The following is a 21,517-nucleotide window of genomic DNA, read 5'->3' as shown; positions in this document are numbered from 1 at the left end:
CTATGAAACATCTGCTATTTGTTGGGTTAATTTTTAGCTTAGCGCTCATCAAGGGTTGCACACCAATTGAGCCCGATGAAGCGCTTGGTACATTAGAACGCGACCGAGTGCTATTGCGTGCAACAGCGGCAGAAATCATCACCGCCCAGCCGATCAAAAAAGGCATGCAGATCAGCACAGGTGATTTATTAGTTCAATTTGATACACACAAACAAGCCGCACGTTTAGCTGTTATGCAAGCCGAGGTAGTAAAAGCACAGGCCTATTTATTAAAGCTTACCAATGGTGAACGCCCAGAAGATATTGCCAGTGCTAACTCTGCCCTAAAAAGTGCCAATGCAGCCAAAATAGAAGCGCAAAAGTCATATCAACGCACAGCCAGTTTATTAACGAAGCGTTTAGTGAGTGAAGCCGAACGCGACCGCGCATTAGCCCTTCGAGACAAAGCCAATGCCGAATACGATGCCGCAAACGATCGATTAACCATTTTAATTAAAGGCGTTCGCCAAGAAGATATATTTCAAGCCCAGGCAGCATTAGATGCCGCGAACGCCAATTTACGTTATGAGCAACAGGTATACAGCGACTTGAGTATCCGCGCAACGCGCAACGGGGTCCTAGACAACCTACCTTACAATGTCGGCGAGCGCGTCCCGCTCAGTGCGGTAGTTGCGGTAATTCAGGCAGACAGCGCCCCGTATGCCAGAGTGTACATTCCTGAGCCTTACGCCGCTAAACTTCAAATCGGTCAAGCCTTGCCAGTAAAAATTGACGGATTCGATAAGCCATTTGCCGGTAAATTGCGTTGGATGAGTACAGAACCTGCATTTACACCTTATTACGCCCTCAATCAAAGCGACCGTTCACGACTAGCTTTTTTAGCCGAAATAAATTTAGATGACTCAGCACGCGATCTTCCGACTGGTATTCCTGCTCAAGTAATTTTACCGGCACCAAAATGAATCACACAACAGACCCGCAATGGGTAATTAAGGCTGATAATCTTACCAAGCGATTTGGCGACTTTATTGCGGTTGAGTCTTTAAATCTGTACGTCCCTAAGGGCCATATATATGGATTTTTAGGCCCTAACGGCTGTGGCAAATCCACCACCATTAGAATGCTAACAGGCCTATTAACGCCAAGTGAAGGCAACATCAATGTAATGGGATTAGCCATTCCTAAGCAAGCCGAAGCGTTGCGCCATAAGATAGGCTATATGACGCAAAAATTTTCGCTTTATGACGATCTCACCGTCAAAGAAAACCTGCAATTTATTGGCCGAATTTACGGCATAGACGCCCAAGAATGTAAAAAGCGCATTGATCAACTGCAAAGCACTTATAAGCTCAACCAATACCAACATCAACTTGCTGGCACCCTAAGTGGCGGCCAGCGGCAACGGCTTGCACTGGCCTGTGCCTGTTTAAACCAGCCCAAATTATTGTTTTTAGATGAGCCCACATCCGCGGTCGATCCACAAAATCGACGTGATTTTTGGGAGCAATTATTCGACTTGTCTGAACAAGGCACCAGTATTTTGGTCACCACTCACTATATGGATGAAGCCGAGCGCTGCCATAAAATAGCCATTATGGAAAAAGGAACAATTAAAGCTGACGACACACCAAAAACGTTAATGGACAATATCAATGCTCACGTAGTAGAAATTACCACAACGGATTTAAGGCAATTAAAACAAGCATTAAGCACGTTGGCAGAAATACAGTCAGCAGCACAATTAGGCCATCGGCTTAGAGTATTAGTCAGTAAGCACATTAACGACCCTATCTGTTGGGTAATGCATCAATGCCAACTGCACCATCGCCCGCTTCAGCAGCAAGACATCCGCCTAGTCACGGCAAACTTAGAAGACGTGTTTGTCAGTCATACCGGACAAAACCCCAACCTACACAAACAGGAGGGTTAATTGCATGCTACACACCATACGCAATAGTTATATGCGGATGCTTGCCATCACAACCAAAGAAATTAAACAGCTGAGTCGTGACCGCATCACCTTTGCAATGGTCATTATGATCCCGCTGATCCAATTATTGCTATTTGGTTATGCTATTAATACTGATGTGCGAGCAATCCCCGTTGCTATTGTTGATCAAAGTGACTCGGCTGCAGGAAGGTGGATAGTAGAAGCCATTAAAGTCACTCAAGTTGTCGATATCAAAAACCACTTCACGACAGCAGAACAAGCCCAGGCAGCCATTCGGCGCGGTGACATAAAAGCCGCGTTAATTTTACCCCCCACCTTAACGGCCAAAATGGCCAACAATGAACCCATTGGTCAATGGATTGTCGATGGGTCGGACACCATGATAGCCGGTGCGATTAAACAGCTCAAAAACATGTCACTCAATGATATTATGCCCAGCATAAGTAGCACTCAATCTCGGTTTGAAGTCAGCCTGTTTTATAATCCTGAACAACGCTCTGCGGTCAATATTGTACCTGGATTGATTGCCGTGATCCTGACCATGACCATGGTGCTATTTACATCATCCGCCATTGTGCGTGAAAGAGAGCGCGGCAATTTAGAATTGCTGATCACCACCCCAATTAAACCGCTTGAACTGATGATAGGTAAAATTCTACCGTATATTGTTATTGGCCTAGTACAAATGACCATTATTTTAGGGCTAGGTAACCTTATTTTTGCAGTGCCCATCAACGGTGCCATCTGCCATTTATTGCTCGGCACATTATTATTTATCACCGCGAGTCTCACACTAGGTTTAATCATTTCAACCATTGCCAAAACTCAGCTTCAAGCCATGCAAATGACCATTTTTATCCTACTGCCCACAATATTACTGTCTGGATTTATCACCCCATTAGAAGCCATGCCAACCGCAGCACAGTGGATAGCAGAAATATTACCCGGCACCCATTTTATGCGGGTCATCAGGGCAATCGTGTTGAAAGGCGCGACCTTAATGGACCTTATTGACGATATTATCTGGCTCGTTGGGTTTACCTTGATAGGGCTAGGGGTGGCTGCAAAACGCTTTAATAAACGATTAGATTAACCTCCTAATACGCTGATGTTTAGGAGGTTAGCAAAGTAAAGCTGATGTTGACGGGGGGGTAATTAAAAATCTCTATTAACAGAATAAGCTTCGCCGTTACATTCTATATAAACGTTACAAGACAAATCTGCAAGCCGGCCACATTGCTTCACCACAATACCATTACCGCCACGCTGCAAAACCTGTAATTTGAGTGTTTTTACCATCGATGACAGACTGGGTAAATAATCTAACTTAGCCGGATCTAGTGAGTTTTCACAATATGATGTTGTCACATCACCTATAAATTGAGCTCTCAATCTCGACAATTCTTCTAAAGTATATGTGTCCACTTTACCCACTTTGACACTATCCAATGCAACCTCGCCGGCATTGGTTTTAATAGACAAATTAGCGCAACCAGATACAAGTAAAATCGCTAACACAGATGTACCCAATGCGGTAAAAAAAACTTTATTCATATTAAATCCTTTTAAAAAAAAGCATGCTCATCACCATAATGAACATGCTTAACACTGAGTATTTATCGGGGATCTGTTACCCTTTTAAGATGCATTTCATCTCTAAAAGTTCAACAGCCCATAATTACCAACACATTAGCTTTGCGCTTTTAAGGCACGCTGCTTAATAAAATACTCTCTTGTTAAACTAAACACTATCGGGCTGAGCAATACTAATGCAATTAAGTTAGGGATCGCCATCATGGCATTTAATGTGTCGGCTAATAACCAGATAAACTCTAACGAACTCACCGCACCTAATGGTACAACTAAGGTCCAAATTAAACGAAATGGCTTAACGGCTTTCTCACCTAATAGGTACTGAACGCACTTTTCGCTATAAAAGCTCCACCCTAAAATCGTAGTAAATGCAAAAATAGCTAAAGCAATTGCCACAATATAATTTCCCATAGGCAATGCATGCGAAAATGCATACGAGGTTAATGCCGCACCATTTTCACCCGAGGTCCACGCACCGGACACAATAATGGCCAAACCGGTAATAGAACACACAATAATGGTATCAATAAATGTACCTAGCATGGCCACTAACCCCTGCTTAACAGGATTGTTGGTTTGTGCTGCCGCATGAGCAATAGGCGCACTACCCAAACCGGCTTCATTTGAAAACACACCACGTGCAACACCAAAACGAATTGCAGCCCACACTGCTGCGCCAGCAAAGCCACCTTGAGCAGCAACCGGGTTAAAGGCACTTTCAACAATTAACATAAAGGCTGCTGGCACCTGGTCGGCATACACCACTAACACAGCAAGCCCTGCTGTGATATAAAACACTGTCATTAAGGGGACTAATTTACCCGCAACCTCAGCAATACGTCTAATGCCGCCCATAAGCACAGCACCCACAAGTAGCATAAGCACCACACCAGTTACCCAGCTTGGCACATTAAAATTGCTGCTTAACGCATCGGCTACAGAGTTAGCCTGTACCGTGTTACCAATACCAAAGCCGGCAATAGATCCAAAAATAGCAAATGCAGTACCGAGCCATGCCCACTTACTGCCTAACCCATTTTTAATGTAATACATCGGGCCGCCAACATGATTGCCGTTAGCATCTGTTTCACGAAACTTGACCGCCAATACGGCCTCAGAAAACTTGGTCGCCATGCCCACAAGAGCAGTACACCACATCCAAAATAATGCCCCGGGGCCACCTATAAAAATTGCCGTTGCAACTCCGGCAATATTACCTGTACCAATGGTTGCAGATAACGAGGTCATCAATGCATTAAACGGGCTCACATCGCCTTTTTCACTGTCGTCGGTCACCTGACGGCCAGACCACAATAATTTAAAGCCTCTGCCTAACTTTAAAATCGGCATCAACTTAAGCCCAATAGACAGGAATAACCCTACCCCTAAAATCATCACCAGCATGGGGACACCCCAAACAATGCTGTTGACCGTGCTGATAATACTTGTGATTGCTTCCATGAAAAACCTCATACAGAGTAATGATTTATGCCCAAAGGTATTGTTATTAGTATTATTGTTTTATTCGTTATTTTTATGATGATTTCAGCGGCCCAACCCCGCCACCATAATGCAATCTTTTAGGTTACCCCGATTACGTCGACCAAGGCAACCTAAGACAATAAGTTATGAAACATCTTCAACTAGCAATAGGTTACGGTTTTTCCAACACCACTTTTAACGTATCTAACCCTTGCTGCAAATCAGCACCAATCATGGCTTCAAAGTCGACAAATAAAAACATCAAGTTCATGGGGTAATCCATATGACCACTAAACCCCCAATCCACTTTGGTTTGCTGAGCATTCAGCTCTTCGGTCGTCATGTATGCGGGCTCTGTTGCTTCAAATGGCGAAATAAAGCGTAATTCAAAGTCGATTCGCTTACCTTCATCAATGGCAATAATCTCTTGCTCCCCAACCCCAACATCGGGGTTTTCACTTGCCCAAGCAGACACAAAACCGACCGTGGCATCTGTGCCTCGATAGGTTTTAACCATTTCGGGGTCCATTTGTGCCCATTTACTAAAGTTATCTTGGTTTTTAAGATGCTTCACATAGTCAAAAACCTCAGCGACAGGCTTGTCTATGGTGACGGTGCGGATTACGGAGTAATTAGTTTTGATAAACAACGCGGCGATAAAAGGGATGGCGATAACAACAGCAAGCCCTAGGAGAATTTTTTTTAACATTATTATTATCCTCAAATTATTGAGGTTTTAGTATACCTAGCAAGCAGTTGTAAACAACAAAAAATTAACAATTGAACGCATACGGGGAAAGACGCATTGATTAAGGAATAAAAATGTCTACCGCAGACGATTGAGCCACCGAGCATTGCGCTATGTCTGCTAAACAGGCAGCACAGACGCACTGTTCAGAACCAATCACCTTATCAGGGTGCGCCTCAACATACTGTTTAACCAACTCAACGGCATGATAAGCAGTGTCAACGCACCAACAACGTGAAATATCTTGTCCCGACGCCATTGCACAGGCATTTCGTTGCTGGCAAATCGGGCAAAGGCTTGCAAGCTCGGTCATACATTACCCCCAATAAGACTGCGCTTTAAAGCATACACCAAAAATAAAAAAGCCTTCTGTAACCATGCTACAAAAGGCATTAAACATAAACACTATTGCTCATTAAATTACTTTGGACGAACACCTAGCGTATGGCAAATCGCATAGGTTAATTCTGCACGGTTAAGGGTATAAAAATGAAAATCCTTAACACCTTCACGAGCTAACACTTTAACCATATCAATTGCTACGTTAGCACCCACTAATTGGCGAGTACCAGGATCATCATCTAGGCCGTCGAATTGACGATGTAGCCAATTTGGAATAGCCACATTGGTCATATCAGCAAAACGTTTGGTTTGTTTAAAGTTGGTCACAGGCAAGATACCCGGGATAATTTCAACATCGATGCCCGCTGTTACGCAGCGGTCACGAAAACGCAAATAAGATTCAACATCATAAAAAAACTGGGTGATCGCACGGTTAGCACCCGCATCAATTTTTTTCTTTAAATTAATCAGATCAGCTTGAGCATTACGAGCATCGGGATGCACTTCTGGATAGGCTGCTACAGAAATATCAAAATCGGCAACAGAACGAAGTAAGCGCACTAAATCATTAGCAAAACGTGTAGGCTTAGGGCTGCCCTCTGGTAAATCGCCACGCAAAGCAACAATGTCTCTAATACCAGAATTCCAATAGTGCTTAGCAAGCTCAATCAGTTCTTCATCGCTTGCATCAACTAGAGTTAAATGCGGCGCTGCAAGTAAGTTTGTTTCTTTTTGAATCCGCTCAATAACACCATGAGTACGGTCTCTTACACCAGAGTTCGCACCATAAGTCACTGAAACGAACTTAGGGTTTAATGGCTCTAAACGACGAATAGAATTCCATAAAATATCTTCCATTTCTGGTGTTGAAGGAGGAAAAAACTCAAATGACACATTAATATCATTTAGCTCAGACAAGCTCTGATTTAACGACTGGGCATGTTGCGCGTGATGAAAAGCCATTATGTATTCCTTCAACTTCTAATATAAAAACTTGGAGTCTATACCAAGCAGCTTAAATGATATCGCCAACTTATCATTTAGCCGTTTGGACGTCTATATGTCCATATACTAGTTTAACTGCATACTAAGTCAAGCTAAAAAAACCACCAATGAAAAGATTTAACTTTCCTTGTCGTAAAAATTCAACTATCACTAGCCTCGAAAAACAAAAAAACGACCTTGAGGTCGCTTTTTATCTTATTAACGCTATTTGATTGACTGCAAACTTACAGATTTAAAATCAATATATTAAATGATTTTAATTGTTTATTCGTAGTCTGAGGCGTAAGTCTCTTCATAGGTATGAGAGTAAAACTCGAATAAGTTACCAAATGGATCTTCTAGATAAACCATTTTTGCTGGTTTACTGTCGTCTTCAGGGTGGTAACGCATAATGTCCATACGTACCTTGCCACCATACTGCTCGGTACGCGCAATAGCGCCTTCAAAGTCATCAGTTTGCAAACAAAAGTGGAAAATACCAAGACGAGTAAAATCAACAATATGACGTTCTTGACGATCAACCATTTCAAATAACTCAACACCAATTCCATCGGTTGTCACTAAATGTGCAATATTAAAGCCTTTAAACCCTTCACCAAATACAGCAATACACATTTTACCAATAGCTGTTTTGCGCTCTTCTAGCACCTTGGTATTACCCATAACCACTCGTAAGCCCAGCGCTTTGGTATAAAACTCAACGGCTTTATCCATATCGCCAACCATCAACCCTACATGATTCATTTTCATAACTTACTCCTAAAACACTCTTGATTAATTCATCATTTGTTTCGATAGAGTCATGTTACGGTACACCTAGTATTAATAAAAATTATCAATTTTTATTAATTTGATAATTTTTATTAATATGTAAATTACGTTTATTCCGTAGTTAAGCTCAGCAGAAAAGAGAATATTAACGAGAATAAAGCCAATTGAGTGTTATAGGCGCCATATTTGTAAGATTATTGCTGCTTCTGTCTTTCAATTTCGAGCTCGATTAATAATGCACAATGAGCATCATTTGCAGCATACTTTTTCTGGTGTTCATGTAGAGGGTATATTGACCAATTTGATTGCTGAGCACTTTTAGATAAGCGTTGTTTAAATAACATTGCGACCGCAACTCGAGCACCAACACGTTGCTTAACATGGGCAAAACGCATCACTTTTAACGAAAGCTCTTCGGTATTAACTAGGCTAATTCCAAATTTTCTCAAGAGAATTTTTTTGTCTTCTTTTAATCCAAAGCCGACTTTTTTTATTTTAGGGTCAGACAGCACGTCACTAATGTCAGTAAAGTGTTCATAAAACTGAGTCGGAAATAAAAACACGTTAGATTGGGTGGCAATTTGAATTAAATGAGGCCCATCACTTACCTCACCTTTTATAAAACAGGGTTTACTCTCGGTATCAAAGCCTAAACAGGAATGCTTTTTTAACTCTGCTACGGCACTCATTGCATCAGCTTTAGTGGTAATAACGATGACATTCTCAAGGCCAACCCCATCATAAAGCGGTAACTCACGAATTTGCGCCTTTGTTGGCCTTTCCATTGGATATCCTTTAAATACAAAGCCGCACTATGAATAGATAAAAAAAAGACCATTTGGCATGGTCTTTTTTATCGTACTACTCTTGCAGTAAATCCTTACAAATATGCACTAGGTCGGATTGCACCGCCGCAGCTGTCACCTCACGCCCAGCGCCTGGGCCACGAATAATCAGCGGGTTTCCTTGGTAAAAGGCACTGCGAATAACAAACACATTATCCCCAGGTGTTAAATTTGCATAAGGGTGATGATTATCAACCCACTGTAAACCAACCTCAGCTTGCAACTTACCCTCAACCCGATCTAAAGAGGCAACGTAACGTAGCACTTTATCTTGTTCTGCAGCCGCAGCATATTGTTGCAACAAATCATCATCAAGCTCGCTAATTCGTGGCAAAAACTCTTCTAGCGACAACTCTGCTAACGCTTTTGGCACCAATGAGTTAAGTGTAATGTCATCAAGCTCAACGGCCAGACCAATTTCACGAGCTAAAATAAGCAATTTTCGCTGCATATCTCGACCCGATAAGTCATCACGAGGATCAGGCTCTGTAATCCCTAAACCGCGAGCCTCTAATACCAATTCAGAAAACGGTTTGCTGCCGTCATAATTTTCAAATAACCAACATAAAGTACCCGAAAATATGCCGCCAACGGCTTCTATTCGATCGCCACTGTTACGCAAATCGTTTAACGCATGTTGAATCGGTAAGCCCGCACCACAACTAGCGTTATAACGCCAAAACAATCGACGATTGCTAAGCTGTTGCTTTAATTCACGGTAAAAAGGTAGTGGGCCTGAACCGGCCAACTTATTGGCACTCACCACATGAATACCGCGGGCAAATAACTCTGGGTACTGCAAGGTTAATGTTGCACTGGCGCTAATGTCTAATGCCACGATTTCATCACAAGATAACTGCGCGAGTTGCGCAAATAACTTGTCATAATCCCACTGTGTACCGTGTTGTTGAAAGTCTTGCTGCCAATGATTAAGGTTAATGCCGTCATTGGTAATAAGTGCTTTTTGAGAACCCACAACACCAATAAGCTCAACAGTTGCTTCTAATTCACGATCTAACGTTGGGCTGGCACGTTTAAATAAATCAATCCAGGCCTCACCGATATTGCCAACACCAAGCAGTAGCACACCAATTCGCATTTTAGGGCCAGCACAACGACGATGGACTTTTTGAGTTAATAAGCTTACCTGTGCTTGTGGCACTAGCGTGACCAAGCTAAGCGAGTCTTGATAAATGGGTTTCGCATCACGGCTTAATAATCGAGCAAAGCTACGTCTAAAATGATGCGCATCTGCACTGACTAACGCAACTAATCCCAAATCTGTTTGTATTGTTAACTCTTCAATGGCCCATTGTTCAGCGTGTTTAGTTAATAGGGCTTGTACTTGTTTTTGGCTTTCTAGGGTAAATGCCAATTCAAACTTATGCTGAGCTAATTCCCAATATGCCAGAGGGGTTAAACCTGCTGCATCGAGAAGACTTAACAAAGGAGCTAGATTGGTGTTCATTTTAAAACTAAACAGCACCACTTCATTTAAGTTGGTGACCACGGGGGCACTGGCTGATGAGCTTAAAGGAGCAATGAGCGTAAAGTCAGTGTGCGACGCATAACTTGAACGTACCGCTAAACTCACTTCGGTATTAAATAATGGTTGTAATGTGCGCGAGTGTAAAACAGGAGAGCCTAAGCGAGCAAGGCGATCTGCTTCTGCTAATGACATGCTTTTTAACAACTTAGCATCGTTGATTTTATTAGGGTCAGCATTAAACACCCCTTCAACATCGGTCCAAATCGTTACACGCTCAATGTCAGCTAAACTGGCAATTAACGTAGCGCTAAAGTCAGAACCATTGCGGCCTAGCAATAAAGTATCACCTTGGCGGTTGGCACAAATAAATCCAGTGATCACTAAGCGTTCTTGTGGGTGCAACGCTAATAATGCCTGAACTTTATCGCGCGACTCTTGCACTAAAATATTAGGCACAGCACCTTCGTCGGCAACCAAAATAGAGCATGCATCAACATGCGTAGCGGCTACGCCAGTTTCGCGCAGTAAAGCCGCCATTAATCTCGCAGACCAACGTTCACCAAAGCTCACAACCTGATTTAATTGATAATCGTTAAGCTGTGCTAACGACAATAGGCTAACAAGTTGCGACTTATCTGTAGATAAACGCTCACGCAAATCACGTGCCTGTTCATTTGACAATAATTGCTCAATTAATGTTTGTTGGTAACTAATTAATACTTGCAACTCTTCTTGCCAAAGTTGGCCGCTATCACGCAAACTCAATAATTTATATAAGAAGTTGGTGGTTTTACCGGCAGCAGACACCACCACAAGATCATCACTGTTACCATGAGTGAGCAAAATATGGGCAACACGGCGATAACAATCAGCATCAGCTAAACTAGAACCACCAAACTTATGTAAATGACCTCGCGCCATTGCGCACTCCTTAAACAACTACGACTTTTAAATGCGGCTGCTATTTTACTTTGTTTCTACAAAACTACAGCTAATATAAACGTAAATTAAGCTATTTTATTGCTGCTACGGCAGCTAAACCGGCGTTAATATCGGCAACTAAATCTTGCGCATCTTCAATGCCGACAGATAGTCTCAATAAAGTGTCTTTAATGCCAGCCTCTTGGCGTGCTTCTGCATCCATTGCCCTGTGGGTCATCGTGGCTGGAACGGCGACTAAACTTTCCACCCCGCCTAAACTTTCAGCAACACTAAACAAAGATAATGCTCCCAAAAACGCCACTACTTCTGCTTCGCCGCCTTGCAATTCAAAACTTAACATAGCACCAAACCCATGTTGTTGTTTTGCCGCAATTTCGTGACCTGGATGGTCTTTTAAACCTGGATAGTACACTTTAGCAACTACATCGCTGGCATTAAGTAGTGCAACAATTTGTTGTGCATTACGTTGATGCTCACGAATACGCACAGCAAGTGTGCGCAAACCGCGTAACGTTAAATAACTGTCAAACGCAGAGCCGGTTAACCCCAAGGTATTTGACCACCAATGTAGCAGCTCGCCTAATTCAGGGTCTTTAGCCACAACCGCACCACCTACCACATCACTGTGGCCATTGATGTATTTCGTGGTTGAATGAATAACAATGTCAGCTCCGAGCAATAATGGTTGCTGCAATATTGGCGATAAAAAAGTGTTATCTACTGTCACTAATGCGCCTACGTCATGGCAAGCACGGCTAATAGCTTCGATATCAACGACACGCAGTAAAGGATTTGACGGAGTTTCTAGCCATACCATTTTGGGTTTTTGAGCAATTGCCCGGCTTAATGCCTGAGCATCGGTTTGATCGACCACCACTAATTTAAATTGGCCTTTTTTCGCCAAATTGGTAAACAGACGGTAACTGCCACCATAGCAATCGTGTGGCACCACTAATAAATCATCTGGGCCAAGTAAACTGGTTACTAAGGTGATTGCAGCCATACCAGTACAGGTCACGACCCCTGTAGCGCCTTGCTCAAGGTTGGCGAGCGCATCACCTAAAATGTTACGTGTTGGATTACCCGAACGGCTATAGTCAAATTCGCGCGGATTTTTATGGCCATCAAACGAATAATTGGTCGACAAATAAATGGGTGGAACCACTGCTCCATGTTGTGTGTCTGATTCAATACCCTGGCGAACAGCCATTGTGGCGCTTTGATACTTAGTCATAATGACTCCTAAAAAATTTCGCAAACACACTCAAGAGATGTCTAGACGTCCAAATTTACCTAAGAGACCTGAGTTCGTCAACCAGTTTTAGCCATTTAGACGTCTAAACATAAAGAAATCTATTTGCAATCGTCAAGAAATAGTAGCAATAATTTGACTAGAGATTGTAAGGGGTTAAAATCTGCCCCGTATTTATCGTTAAGGGTAAGTTAATGACTGAATGGAATGGCGAATATATCAGCCCCTATGCCGAACACGGCAAAAAAAATGAGCAAGTAAAAAAGATTACGGTTTCTATCCCTTTAAAAGTATTAAAAGTACTAACAGATGAGCGGACTCGTCGTCAGATAAATAATCTACGACATGCCACTAATAGTGAACTGCTATGCGAAGCGTTTTTGCATGCATACACAGGACAACCATTACCAAATGACGGCGACTTATCAAAAGATGAGCCTGATAGCATTCCTAGTGAAGCGAAAAAGTTGATGGATGAAATGGGTATCGAGTGGGAAGAGCTCGAATAACACTTACGCTAATCAATAGACTTTGAAACTGCCCAAGAAGCAGTCATGTTTTTATAGAGAATTAAATGATGTCATTTATCGAACCATCAACGTTGATACTGGCATCAGTAATCGTTTTTTTTGGCGCGCTAACCCAAAGCTTAATTGGTTTTGGGTTAGCCGTTGTTGCTAGCCCCTTACTCTATATTGTTAACCCCCAACTTGTCCCCGTTCCCATCATTGTGATGGGATTTGCCATTTCAGCAATGACCTTATTCAGAGAACGCGGCCACCTGCAATTTAATGGATTGCAATATGCTTTACTGGGCCGAATACCCGGTGGATTTATAGGTGCAGGCTTATTACTGTTTGCCCCACAAGCCATACTCGGGTTAATTATTGCGGCCATTGTATACATTGCCGTTATGCTCAGTGTTTACAAAATTACCGCTCCAATTAACCGAATAAGCTTATTTATTGCAGGTATATTCTCAGGCATTTTTGGTAATATCGCCGCCATCGGTGGTCCACCTATGGCCATTTTGCTCGCCGGGCAAGATGCCAACCAATTTAGAGCCGCATTGTCAGCCTTTTTTGTGTTCAGTTCGCTCATTGCGTTTGCAATTTTAGCTGTCGTCGGCCTGGTTGAGATAAAACATCTGTGGTTGTCATTACTGTTATTACCATCCGTGATTGGCGGCTACCTTGTATCCGGCTTGCTCATTAACCATATCGATAAAAATAAAACCCGCATCGCCACATTAGTATTATGCAGTATCAGCGCAACAGTGCTCGCGATAAAATCCATGAGTGCGCTCATTCACTAAAGTGTTCTCATTGAATTTTTAGGGTCTGTTGATCTTTCAAGGTTGTTTTGCAGCAAATTGTTGCCCATTACTCATATATAACTGCGCAGCAGAGACTTTGAGGTGCAGTTATTCTTTATAAAAAGTCGATACCGCACTAAAAATGGCCAATAAACGCTGCCCAAAGGGTTCGGCTAAAAACGTTTTACTCTTTGTTGAATGACTCTTTGCAAATAAAGAGTTGCTTAGATGGCTAGGCATCAATCCGTTCGTCTCAATTTACACGTTTTTAACTCGAACAAAATTCAATCTGCAAAGATGAACAGACCCAAGTACGCCCTATCACTTCGTCAATGCCGAAACAATCGATCCTGATCACACCCTATTCATTAGATTTTTTTCAATTAACTTTTTTTCAATTAGATTTTTCTCATAGATCTGATCTACCTCAAATTAACACTACTCACTTTTAGGTAACATTGTTTACAGCAAAGAAATAGTAACTATTGCTAACGTACAACCTATAAAAAGCCCTAAGAGGATAAAGATGATGAACACTTATATGAAAGTTGGTATCGCGATCGCCATTGCATTATCTCTTGGTAGCCAGGCCATGGCTGCTGATGGTGGCAACCCTAAAAAAGGTAAACACCTTTATAAAAAAGAATGTAAAGCCTGCCACACTGCCAATAGCGAAGGTCCATAACTCACCCCAATGAGCAAAACCATGAGCCAATGGGATCGTTTCTTTACACGCGACAAGCATAAAGCTAAACCAGCTATTTTTGAGGCACTGTCTGAACAAGAACTGAAAGATATTCAACAGTTTTTATATGACCATGCGGCCGACTCTGACCAGCCAGCAACCTGCGGCTAAATACATGCTGACAACCTTTTTTAGATAAAAGCAGACAGCATTTAACAACCCAATAGCACAAACGGTGGGGCTTAGCCTCAGGGAACCTTACAACCAAAATTTGCTTATTTGATTAAATATCAAGCAAATATGGGGAGAAACATCATGAGAACACTTATCTCTATACTGGTCGCCAATGCATTATTTATGAGTGGTGCAAGCTTGGCTGCCGATAACGATGCACAAAAAATTGCTGAACTAGAACAACAACTAGCGGATATTTCTGAAGATTTAGACTATTTAAATTCACGCGTAGACAAAACAGAACGCCACAGCGCATTAGACAGATTAGAAATTACCGGAGATTTTAGAACTCGAGCTCATTCATTACACTATCAAAATGTCACTTGGAACCCAGCCATTAATGTTAACTTTTCTGATTTTGCCGCTAAAGCTATGGCAGGAGAGTTTGGTGATCCAAGCAGTGCAAGCTCGCCTTTAGGGCAAATGATGGCCGCCAACCCAGACTTAGCCACCGCGTTTCAAAGCGGCATGCTTCAGGGAATTATGCCAATGGCGTTAGGCACCCCCACACAGCAAGATATTAATAATGATATTTTTTACACAACACGCCTTCGTCTCAACCTTAATGCCAAAGTGTGGGACAACGTCAGTTTTGCAGGTCGCCTAACCATGTATAAAAGTTGGGGCGACTCTACCGGTGTTAAAGTGTTCGACTCTTGGAACTCTTTCACCATGGATGGCACCAGCAGCGGCAGCACAAGTGGTGACGAACTGAAAGTTGAACGCGCCTATTTCAACTGGAAAGACATCAATGGTAGTGGCGCCTATCTGTCGATTGGTCGTCGCCCCTCAACCTACGGCCCACCAAGCCACTACCGCGAAAATGAATTACGTGGCGGCACCCCTTCTGGCCACCTAGTTAACTTTAACTTCGACGGCGCAACCCTAGGTTATGATCTAACCGATATTACCGGCATTGAAGGTCAAACCGTCCGTTTTTGTTACGGCCAAGGCTTTGAATCACAATACGGCAACGGCGAACTCTTCGGCGACATTATCACCAAAGACACCCATCTAGGCGGATTTAATATCGACGTCCTTAATGACGGTAATCATTTCTTACAGTTCACCTTATTCGGTGCCAAAGATGTTAATGATGGCTTTACTGGCACCATGGCATTCCCCACGCAACTCGCGAGTATCTTTGCCCCAACCATGTACCAAGATATGCAAAAGTTTGAAAACTTTAATTTTGTCACTCGAGTACAACCTAGTGACGTCATTGGCGACATGTATCTTGGTGGCCTAGGTTATGCCTATGAATCAGATGAAGACATGAAATGGTTTGCCTCATTCGGTTGGACCAGAGCAGAGCCTAGCGGTAATACCGGTATGTTTGGCGGCATGCTAAGTGATGCCGTATTTGAGGCTGAGCTTAACAGCACAGGTACAGAAATCATTATGGTACCAACAGAGACTGTCGACAGCGATACAAAAGACGGTTATGGGGTTTATGTGGGTATGCAAATGCCAGCACCTTACGGCAAATTTGGACTTGAATATAACTATGGTTCTAAATACTGGAGCCCGTTTACTCAGGCACAAGACGACCCAATAGGCAGTAAACTAGCCACTCGCGGTCATGTGGCAGAAGCATATTATATCTTTGATATTAATCCAAAAATGTTTATCAAGCTAGCCGGTTTGTATTACGACTATGAATATACAGGCAGTGGTTCTCCTGTTGGCGCACCACAAAAAGTCGACGATGTGATTGCCGGAACGGCCTACTCAATGTTGCCAGTAGTAGACACCGCCTACGACATTAACGCATCACTGACCATCAACTTCTAACTTGAACTTCACATTGGCCCCCCTGAGTGAACGCTCAGGGGTAAGGACACACATCATGAGAACATTCATCGCACTGGCAGCGACACTATTGCTAAGCAGTAGCGCACAAGCTGCCTTTAATCATAAAGAGGCACTGCAAGGTCCCTTTACCAATGGCCCCGAGGTCACCAGCCAATGTTTAACCTGCCATAAAGAACATGCTGAAGACTTTATGAAATCATCTCACTGGACATGGGAACTGGAGCAAAAACTACCGGGGCGCACCGTAAAGCGCGGTAAAAAGAACAGTATTAACAATTTTTGCGTGTCAATTTCAGGGAACGAACCTCGCTGTACCAGTTGCCATGCAGGCTACGGATGGAAAGATTCAAACTTTGACTTTAAAGATATGACCAAGGTGGACTGTTTAGTGTGCCACGACACTACAGGTACATACTTAAAAGACCCCGCTGGTGCCGGCGATCCATTAGCCAAAGTCAACCTGACTCGAGTTGCGCAAAACGTTGGTCAGCCAGTACGTGATAACTGCGGCAGCTGCCACTTTTATGGTGGCGGCGGAGATGCGGTTAAACATGGCGATTTAGATTCATCCATGTCATACCCAGACAAATCAACAGATGTGCACATGGACACCGACGGTAACGACTTTCAATGCCAGGATTGCCACGTAACCGAAAAACATCAAATTACGGGTAATGCCATGGGCGTATCACCAGGCGGAGAAACCAAAATTGGTTGTGTAAACTGTCATGACGGCGCCCCACATCAAAACAAAAAGCTCAACACCCATACTGCAACTGTGGCTTGCCAAACCTGCCATATCCCATCATTTGCCAAAAATGAACCCACTAAAATGCACTGGGACTGGTCAACCGCGGGGCAAGATTTACCTGAAACAACCGACCAATACGGTAAGCACACGTTCATGAAAAAGAAAGGCAGTTTTATTTGGCAAAAAGATGTGCCACCACAATATGCCTGGTTTAATGGCAGCGCCGATGCATACATGGCTGGCGACAAAGTTGACCCAACTAAAACGCTAAAATTGGCTTACCCCTTAGGCGACATTAACGACCCTAAAGCCAAGATCTATCCATTTAAAGTGCATACTGGTAAACAAATTTACGACACTGAGCTCAATATTTTACTCACACCAAAAACCTATGGCGAAGGTGGCTACTGGGATAAATTCGACTGGGCCCTAGCCGCTAAATTGGGGATGGAAGCCAACCCAACCATGATTGAAAAAGGCCTTAAATACAGTGGAAAACATGACTTTATTGCTACAGAAATGTGGTGGCGCATCAACCATATGGTGTCGCCAAAAGAGGATGCATTACAGTGCAATGATTGTCATAACAAAGGCCAGCGCCTAGATTGGAAAGCCCTAGGTTACGAGGGCGACCCAATGAAAAACCGCAAAGGAATTAAACACGCCAAAGCGGAGTAATTTAAAGTGTAATCATCACTATTTTATCACCTAAAGCCAAACTGCCATCAAACTTGATGGCGGTTTTTTTTAATCACACTAACATTGCTGATAAGTCTAATCCCTTACATTGCACATCTTGCGCAATACCACTAATAGGATCGGTAAAACGTAATCGCTTTGCCAATAATTGCAAAGGCTTAGCAAAATTATCAGGCCCTTTAGGCTGTAACACTGGATAAAAGCGGTCATGCAATATCGGCATCCCCAAGCTTTGCATGTGCACACGTAATTGGTGGGTTTTCCCGGTGATCGGGCTCAGCTCAAATAAGCCCAAGCCTTGTTTTACCGCTACCAAACTAATTTCTGAATGGCTATTCGCCTCACCTTCTACTACCTGCATGGTAAAACTGGGGTTGGCTGCCACTATGCGGTTTTTAACCGTCCAACTAAGAGGTAACTTACAAGTGTTGTTGGCTAATTGTGTCAATATCTCAGGCGTTACTTTGGCAATGGCCTGATAATCTTTAGTGATGTTATCGTCTAAAAACAGTTGATGATAAGCGTGTCGCGTATATGGATTGACTGTCATTAACATCACGCCAGCAGTATCTTTATCAAGCCGATGGGCGGGCGCGACCGTCTCTATTTGGGTGGCGATACGTAATCGATGCACTAAACATTCGTTAACGTAATTACCTCCTGGCGTCACCGGTAAAAAATGCGGCTTATAAACAATAATCGTGTCATTGTCTTGAAAAAGGATCTGCTCACTAAACGGCACTTTTGTTTCAGCCTGCACCTCCCGATAGTAATACACTCTAGCAGTGGCTTGATAAGCCGTGTTTTCATTAATCAACTCGCCATTTTGCCAATGCACCTTGCCATCGTTAATGCGCTGTCGCCATACACTAGCGTCAATTTGCTTAAAATGATCGACTAAAAATGCAAAAACGGTTTGATATTGCTTTCCAGCCAACTCACCTTCACGAGGTAATACAATATACGAAGGTTGGGCTGCAATAGCAGAGGTGGTAGGTGAGGCTGGATCATTTGACATAAAAATGGGCAATACACGCTATAAACACAAGGATTAATCACCCTATATTAACAGTGTATCGCCCATGATGCACCGCTTACACATCGACATGAGATTTAAGCAGTTGCAATACAAAATCCATGGTTTTATGACAATTTGGCTGCTCGACTAACACAAGCTTGTCGCGATTATACATAGGTAACACCTCAAGCCAACGCTGACTGACCCATGAAGCATCTTCTAAATGCACTTGCGAATAGAGCTCAAGCAAGTCAGGATTCACTTGATAAAATTGCTCAAGTGCAGCGCTGATTATCTCAAATTCACCGGCGATCGGTTCCTGGCTCCAATTTGGGCAAGGTAATGCGCGAGCAATCCAACTACCATCACGTTGCTGTGCTGCCGATAAAATTTTAACCCGTTGCGATCCTTCAATCACAATACTGAGGCTGTTATCGGCTAATTGGTTAAAATCGATAATATTGCAGCGGGTAGCGCTGTGGTAACAAGGAAGTTCGCTGTTGGCTTTTAGTGCGGCAAATGCAAGGTGATAATGGCCCCTCAACACTTGAGCAACCATGCTTAAATCGCACGGCGATGCGATACGAATTTCGAGTCGTCCGCCGGGCAATAGCACGCCATCTTGAATTAATAACGCCATTTCTTGTGTTTGCATAGCAGCCTCCCACACCATAGGTGAAGTTACTGAACCAAAATCAAATCAATAGAATAAGTGTAGCAGTGGTCAATATTTCAACAAGATTAGCATCATTAAATAATGCTAACTGACGACATTGACCAACAACGACCTATTTAACTACCTATTCCATTAGACCTGATTTAGCCAGGCTGTATTACGTAAAACGACAAATAAGCGAGGTTTACTCAATGTTACAGACGTTCAATACGATCCATAATGTTACCCGAAGCCACAATTTCAGCAAATTCGTCGGCAAGCACCTGGCTTTGCTGCACACTTTGTTTCCAGTACGCAATGCGGCTATCGGCATCGAGGTTTTTAAAGTCTTCACGATCTGGAATTTTACCAAAGGGTAAACTGGCAATAAATTGCTTACTCGGCGCCAAAATAAGCCCATTATGATAGTTCGCTTTTGCTTTACGCCACAATAATGACTTATCAAACCAACCTGGGCTCATATAAGGATAAAAGTGCGGGTACAAACTCAAACCCGTTGCCGCAGGCAGGGGCATATCAAAATGATAATCGGTAATGCCACCATCGTAATAATGGCCTTTAGGCGAACCCTGCAAATCTTTAACTGGGTCAAGCAATAACGGAATAGATCCCGTCGCCAATAATCCATGACGAATATTATCTTCGGTTAATTCAACATGTTTTGTTGGCAAATCTTTTAAGCGTCTAAAGGGCGATGCATCATCTTTATGGCTTAAAATAACTCGCTCAAAATGCCAACCTAAACTTTTACGGTTAACAATATTGCTCACAGCCGCCATCGACAAGCCAACCATTAAACCAAATTTGGCGTGAATGCGGTTTAAATGGCGTGCACGACAAGCCACCATATGATGACGGATCAATGGGTTAGCCAAAATATCTGCGCCTTGTTGTTCACCCAAAATACCATCAACAATTTGCAGCACTTGCGCACTAACTTGCTCGCGCGTCGGCTTAGCCACATCGTAGCGTTGATTAATATAAAAATGCTCTAAACGTTCGTAGGCCGCTATAGGATCTTGCTGCGCCATACAGGCTAATCGCCACGCACCAGAAGATGCTCCCATTGTATAAAGGGGGTCTTCACGGCCTTGAAAAAATTCACTAAATAAATATTTATCTAGCCCAGCAATGGCAAGCCACTTAGGCCCACCTGAAGCTGCAAATAATTGAGTAAATAATGATTGTTGTAAGCCATTCGCTTCTATTTGTTCATAAGCGGTTGGTCCAGCAAGTAAACGTAATGCAGGCAATTTACAATCCTTCTTAATTTTATAATGCTGATATTACTGTAAAACTGTATGCTCTTTAGTTAACAAGCTATCATGTTTTTATGGTTTATATCTTACGGGATTTTTATGATTGTCGATACTCTAGCAAATCGTAACCTCTATACACAACTCAGCCCACGCTTAGCAACGGCACTCGCACACCTTGCAGAAACCGATTTTAGTCAACTCGAGGTAGGCAATTACCCGTTAGATGGCAAAGATATTTTTGTGATCGTTAATGACTATCAAACAAAGCCTAAACACACGCAACCGTTTGAAGCACACCAAAAATACATTGATGTGCAATACGTGGTCAGTGGCGAAGAAGAATTTGGTTATTTGCCTTTAGCAGAGCAAACCCCGTCTAAAGCTTATTTTGCCGACCATGACTATGCTAATTATGATTATGAATCGAATAAGCAAGACGCAGCGTTTATCCCGTTAAAAGCCGGTATGTTTGCTTTGTTTTTCCCGGGGGACATTCACATGCCGGGTACAAGCGACACGCCACAACAAGTGCGTAAAGTGGTTATTAAAGTTCGCGTATAGCAACGTCTTCATTTTACCTAGACGCTACATTTATTTTGCTCCAACATAATGATATTACGCTATGCTTAACACTGTTAGCTCAGT

At 42.8% G+C, this 21,517-nt stretch carries 20 protein-coding genes and 1 pseudogene; 9 read left to right on the top strand and 12 right to left on the bottom strand.

Going from position 1 to position 21,517, the window contains the following annotated elements; genetic code table 11:
* The first annotated feature begins 2 nt into the window (after nt 1-2).
* From IEW93_RS01505 to IEW93_RS01495, 3 genes are read left to right on the top strand one after another with little or no spacing between them, the layout of a single operon-like run.
* Complete coding sequence (locus IEW93_RS01505) at nt 3-962, top strand: HlyD family secretion protein (RefSeq protein WP_188736214.1); 960 nt, start codon at nt 3-5, stop codon at nt 960-962.
* Nucleotides 959-1,930, top strand: coding sequence for an ABC transporter ATP-binding protein (locus tag IEW93_RS01500; protein WP_188736212.1), 972 nt, complete (start codon nt 959-961; stop codon nt 1,928-1,930). Before IEW93_RS01505 ends, IEW93_RS01500 begins: the two co-directional genes overlap by 4 nt.
* Nucleotides 1,931-1,934: 4 nt before the next feature.
* Nucleotides 1,935-3,044: an ABC transporter permease gene (locus IEW93_RS01495; RefSeq protein ID WP_188736209.1), complete on the top strand. Its 1,110-nt coding sequence runs from the start codon at nt 1,935-1,937 to the stop codon at nt 3,042-3,044.
* A gap of 62 nt (nt 3,045-3,106) precedes the next feature.
* Here IEW93_RS01495 and IEW93_RS01490 read toward each other — a convergent pair whose 3' ends face one another.
* The 9 genes from IEW93_RS01490 to metB form a co-directional block, all read right to left on the bottom strand.
* Nucleotides 3,107-3,505: a hypothetical protein gene (locus IEW93_RS01490; protein ID WP_188736207.1), complete on the bottom strand. Its 399-nt coding sequence runs from the start codon at nt 3,503-3,505 to the stop codon at nt 3,107-3,109.
* 135 nt (nt 3,506-3,640) lie between these two features.
* Nucleotides 3,641-5,005, bottom strand: a complete 1,365-nt coding sequence (locus IEW93_RS01485; RefSeq protein WP_188736205.1) for an alanine/glycine:cation symporter family protein — start codon at nt 5,003-5,005, stop codon at nt 3,641-3,643.
* A 193-nt stretch (nt 5,006-5,198) separates the two neighbouring features.
* On the bottom strand, nt 5,199-5,735 hold the full coding sequence (locus IEW93_RS01480) for an SRPBCC family protein (RefSeq protein ID WP_188736202.1): 537 nt from the start codon (nt 5,733-5,735) through the stop codon (nt 5,199-5,201).
* Between the two features lie 100 nt (nt 5,736-5,835).
* Nucleotides 5,836-6,087, bottom strand: a complete 252-nt coding sequence (locus IEW93_RS01475) for a cysteine-rich CWC family protein (protein WP_188736200.1) — start codon at nt 6,085-6,087, stop codon at nt 5,836-5,838.
* Nucleotides 6,088-6,194: 107 nt separating this feature from the next.
* Complete coding sequence (metF, locus tag IEW93_RS01470; protein WP_188736198.1) at nt 6,195-7,079, bottom strand: methylenetetrahydrofolate reductase; 885 nt, start codon at nt 7,077-7,079, stop codon at nt 6,195-6,197.
* Between the two features lie 306 nt (nt 7,080-7,385).
* Nucleotides 7,386-7,871, bottom strand: a complete 486-nt coding sequence (locus IEW93_RS01465) for a VOC family protein (protein ID WP_188736196.1) — start codon at nt 7,869-7,871, stop codon at nt 7,386-7,388.
* 215 nt (nt 7,872-8,086) lie between these two features.
* The gene (locus IEW93_RS01460) at nt 8,087-8,677 is read right to left on the bottom strand and encodes a 3'-5' exonuclease (RefSeq protein WP_188736194.1); all 591 of its coding nucleotides are present in this window, start codon (nt 8,675-8,677) and stop codon (nt 8,087-8,089) included.
* A 76-nt stretch (nt 8,678-8,753) separates the two neighbouring features.
* Nucleotides 8,754-11,147, bottom strand: coding sequence for a bifunctional aspartate kinase/homoserine dehydrogenase II (locus tag IEW93_RS01455; RefSeq protein ID WP_188736190.1), 2,394 nt, complete (start codon nt 11,145-11,147; stop codon nt 8,754-8,756).
* A gap of 91 nt (nt 11,148-11,238) precedes the next feature.
* A complete protein-coding gene (gene metB / locus IEW93_RS01450; RefSeq protein WP_188736188.1) occupies nt 11,239-12,402 on the bottom strand; it encodes a cystathionine gamma-synthase in 1,164 nt (387 codons plus the stop codon).
* Nucleotides 12,403-12,614: 212 nt separating this feature from the next.
* Here metB and metJ point away from each other — a divergent pair, with 212 nt between their 5' ends.
* The 5 genes and pseudogenes from metJ (at nt 12,615) to IEW93_RS01425 (ending at nt 17,898) form a co-directional block, all read left to right on the top strand.
* Nucleotides 12,615-12,929, top strand: a complete 315-nt coding sequence (gene metJ / locus IEW93_RS01445) for a met regulon transcriptional regulator MetJ (protein ID WP_188736186.1) — start codon at nt 12,615-12,617, stop codon at nt 12,927-12,929.
* A 65-nt stretch (nt 12,930-12,994) separates the two neighbouring features.
* The gene (locus IEW93_RS01440) at nt 12,995-13,735 is read left to right on the top strand and encodes a sulfite exporter TauE/SafE family protein (protein WP_188736184.1); all 741 of its coding nucleotides are present in this window, start codon (nt 12,995-12,997) and stop codon (nt 13,733-13,735) included.
* A gap of 526 nt (nt 13,736-14,261) precedes the next feature.
* Nucleotides 14,262-14,591 (top strand): annotated as a pseudogene (locus tag IEW93_RS01435) (c-type cytochrome).
* A gap of 144 nt (nt 14,592-14,735) precedes the next feature.
* Complete coding sequence (locus IEW93_RS01430; protein WP_188736182.1) at nt 14,736-16,448, top strand: DUF3373 domain-containing protein; 1,713 nt, start codon at nt 14,736-14,738, stop codon at nt 16,446-16,448.
* A 55-nt stretch (nt 16,449-16,503) separates the two neighbouring features.
* Entirely contained in the window at nt 16,504-17,898 is a 1,395-nt protein-coding gene (locus tag IEW93_RS01425) for a tetrathionate reductase family octaheme c-type cytochrome (RefSeq protein WP_188736180.1), read from the top strand.
* A gap of 73 nt (nt 17,899-17,971) precedes the next feature.
* Here IEW93_RS01425 and IEW93_RS01420 read toward each other — a convergent pair whose 3' ends face one another.
* The 3 genes from IEW93_RS01420 to IEW93_RS01410 all read right to left on the bottom strand — a co-directional run bounded on the left by IEW93_RS01420 (nt 17,972) and on the right by IEW93_RS01410 (nt 20,866).
* Nucleotides 17,972-18,937, bottom strand: coding sequence for a pseudouridine synthase (locus tag IEW93_RS01420; protein ID WP_188736178.1), 966 nt, complete (start codon nt 18,935-18,937; stop codon nt 17,972-17,974).
* Nucleotides 18,938-19,013: 76 nt separating this feature from the next.
* Nucleotides 19,014-19,592, bottom strand: a complete 579-nt coding sequence (locus IEW93_RS01415; protein ID WP_188736176.1) for an LON peptidase substrate-binding domain-containing protein — start codon at nt 19,590-19,592, stop codon at nt 19,014-19,016.
* A 215-nt stretch (nt 19,593-19,807) separates the two neighbouring features.
* A complete protein-coding gene (locus tag IEW93_RS01410; protein ID WP_188736174.1) occupies nt 19,808-20,866 on the bottom strand; it encodes a patatin-like phospholipase family protein in 1,059 nt (352 codons plus the stop codon).
* A gap of 105 nt (nt 20,867-20,971) precedes the next feature.
* On the opposite strand from IEW93_RS01410, the gene IEW93_RS01405 reads away from it, so the two are divergent.
* Entirely contained in the window at nt 20,972-21,433 is a 462-nt protein-coding gene (locus IEW93_RS01405) for a NanQ anomerase/TabA/YiaL family protein (RefSeq protein ID WP_188736172.1), read from the top strand.
* Nucleotides 21,434-21,517 lie beyond the last annotated feature (84 nt).

The sequence above is a fragment of the Shewanella inventionis genome, assembly GCF_014641855.1.
Lineage (GTDB): Bacteria > Pseudomonadota > Gammaproteobacteria > Enterobacterales > Shewanellaceae > Shewanella > Shewanella inventionis.
This window is presented reverse-complemented; position numbering and strand designations above follow the sequence as displayed.

Coding starts and splice junctions, on each gene's coding strand:
- IEW93_RS01505 (WP_188736214.1), top strand. CDS start 3: ATGAAACATCTGCTATTTGTTGGGTTAATTTTTAGCTTAGCGCTCATC.
- IEW93_RS01500 (WP_188736212.1), top strand. CDS start 959: ATGAATCACACAACAGACCCGCAATGGGTAATTAAGGCTGATAATCTT.
- IEW93_RS01495 (WP_188736209.1), top strand. CDS start 1,935: ATGCTACACACCATACGCAATAGTTATATGCGGATGCTTGCCATCACA.
- IEW93_RS01490 (WP_188736207.1), bottom strand. CDS start 3,505: ATGAATAAAGTTTTTTTTACCGCATTGGGTACATCTGTGTTAGCGATT.
- IEW93_RS01485 (WP_188736205.1), bottom strand. CDS start 5,005: ATGGAAGCAATCACAAGTATTATCAGCACGGTCAACAGCATTGTTTGG.
- IEW93_RS01480 (WP_188736202.1), bottom strand. CDS start 5,735: ATGTTAAAAAAAATTCTCCTAGGGCTTGCTGTTGTTATCGCCATCCCT.
- IEW93_RS01475 (WP_188736200.1), bottom strand. CDS start 6,087: ATGACCGAGCTTGCAAGCCTTTGCCCGATTTGCCAGCAACGAAATGCC.
- metF (WP_188736198.1), bottom strand. CDS start 7,079: ATGGCTTTTCATCACGCGCAACATGCCCAGTCGTTAAATCAGAGCTTG.
- IEW93_RS01465 (WP_188736196.1), bottom strand. CDS start 7,871: ATGAAAATGAATCATGTAGGGTTGATGGTTGGCGATATGGATAAAGCC.
- IEW93_RS01460 (WP_188736194.1), bottom strand. CDS start 8,677: ATGGAAAGGCCAACAAAGGCGCAAATTCGTGAGTTACCGCTTTATGAT.
- IEW93_RS01455 (WP_188736190.1), bottom strand. CDS start 11,147: ATGGCGCGAGGTCATTTACATAAGTTTGGTGGTTCTAGTTTAGCTGAT.
- metB (WP_188736188.1), bottom strand. CDS start 12,402: ATGACTAAGTATCAAAGCGCCACAATGGCTGTTCGCCAGGGTATTGAA.
- metJ (WP_188736186.1), top strand. CDS start 12,615: ATGACTGAATGGAATGGCGAATATATCAGCCCCTATGCCGAACACGGC.
- IEW93_RS01440 (WP_188736184.1), top strand. CDS start 12,995: ATGATGTCATTTATCGAACCATCAACGTTGATACTGGCATCAGTAATC.
- IEW93_RS01430 (WP_188736182.1), top strand. CDS start 14,736: ATGAGAACACTTATCTCTATACTGGTCGCCAATGCATTATTTATGAGT.
- IEW93_RS01425 (WP_188736180.1), top strand. CDS start 16,504: ATGAGAACATTCATCGCACTGGCAGCGACACTATTGCTAAGCAGTAGC.
- IEW93_RS01420 (WP_188736178.1), bottom strand. CDS start 18,937: ATGTCAAATGATCCAGCCTCACCTACCACCTCTGCTATTGCAGCCCAA.
- IEW93_RS01415 (WP_188736176.1), bottom strand. CDS start 19,592: ATGCAAACACAAGAAATGGCGTTATTAATTCAAGATGGCGTGCTATTG.
- IEW93_RS01405 (WP_188736172.1), top strand. CDS start 20,972: ATGATTGTCGATACTCTAGCAAATCGTAACCTCTATACACAACTCAGC.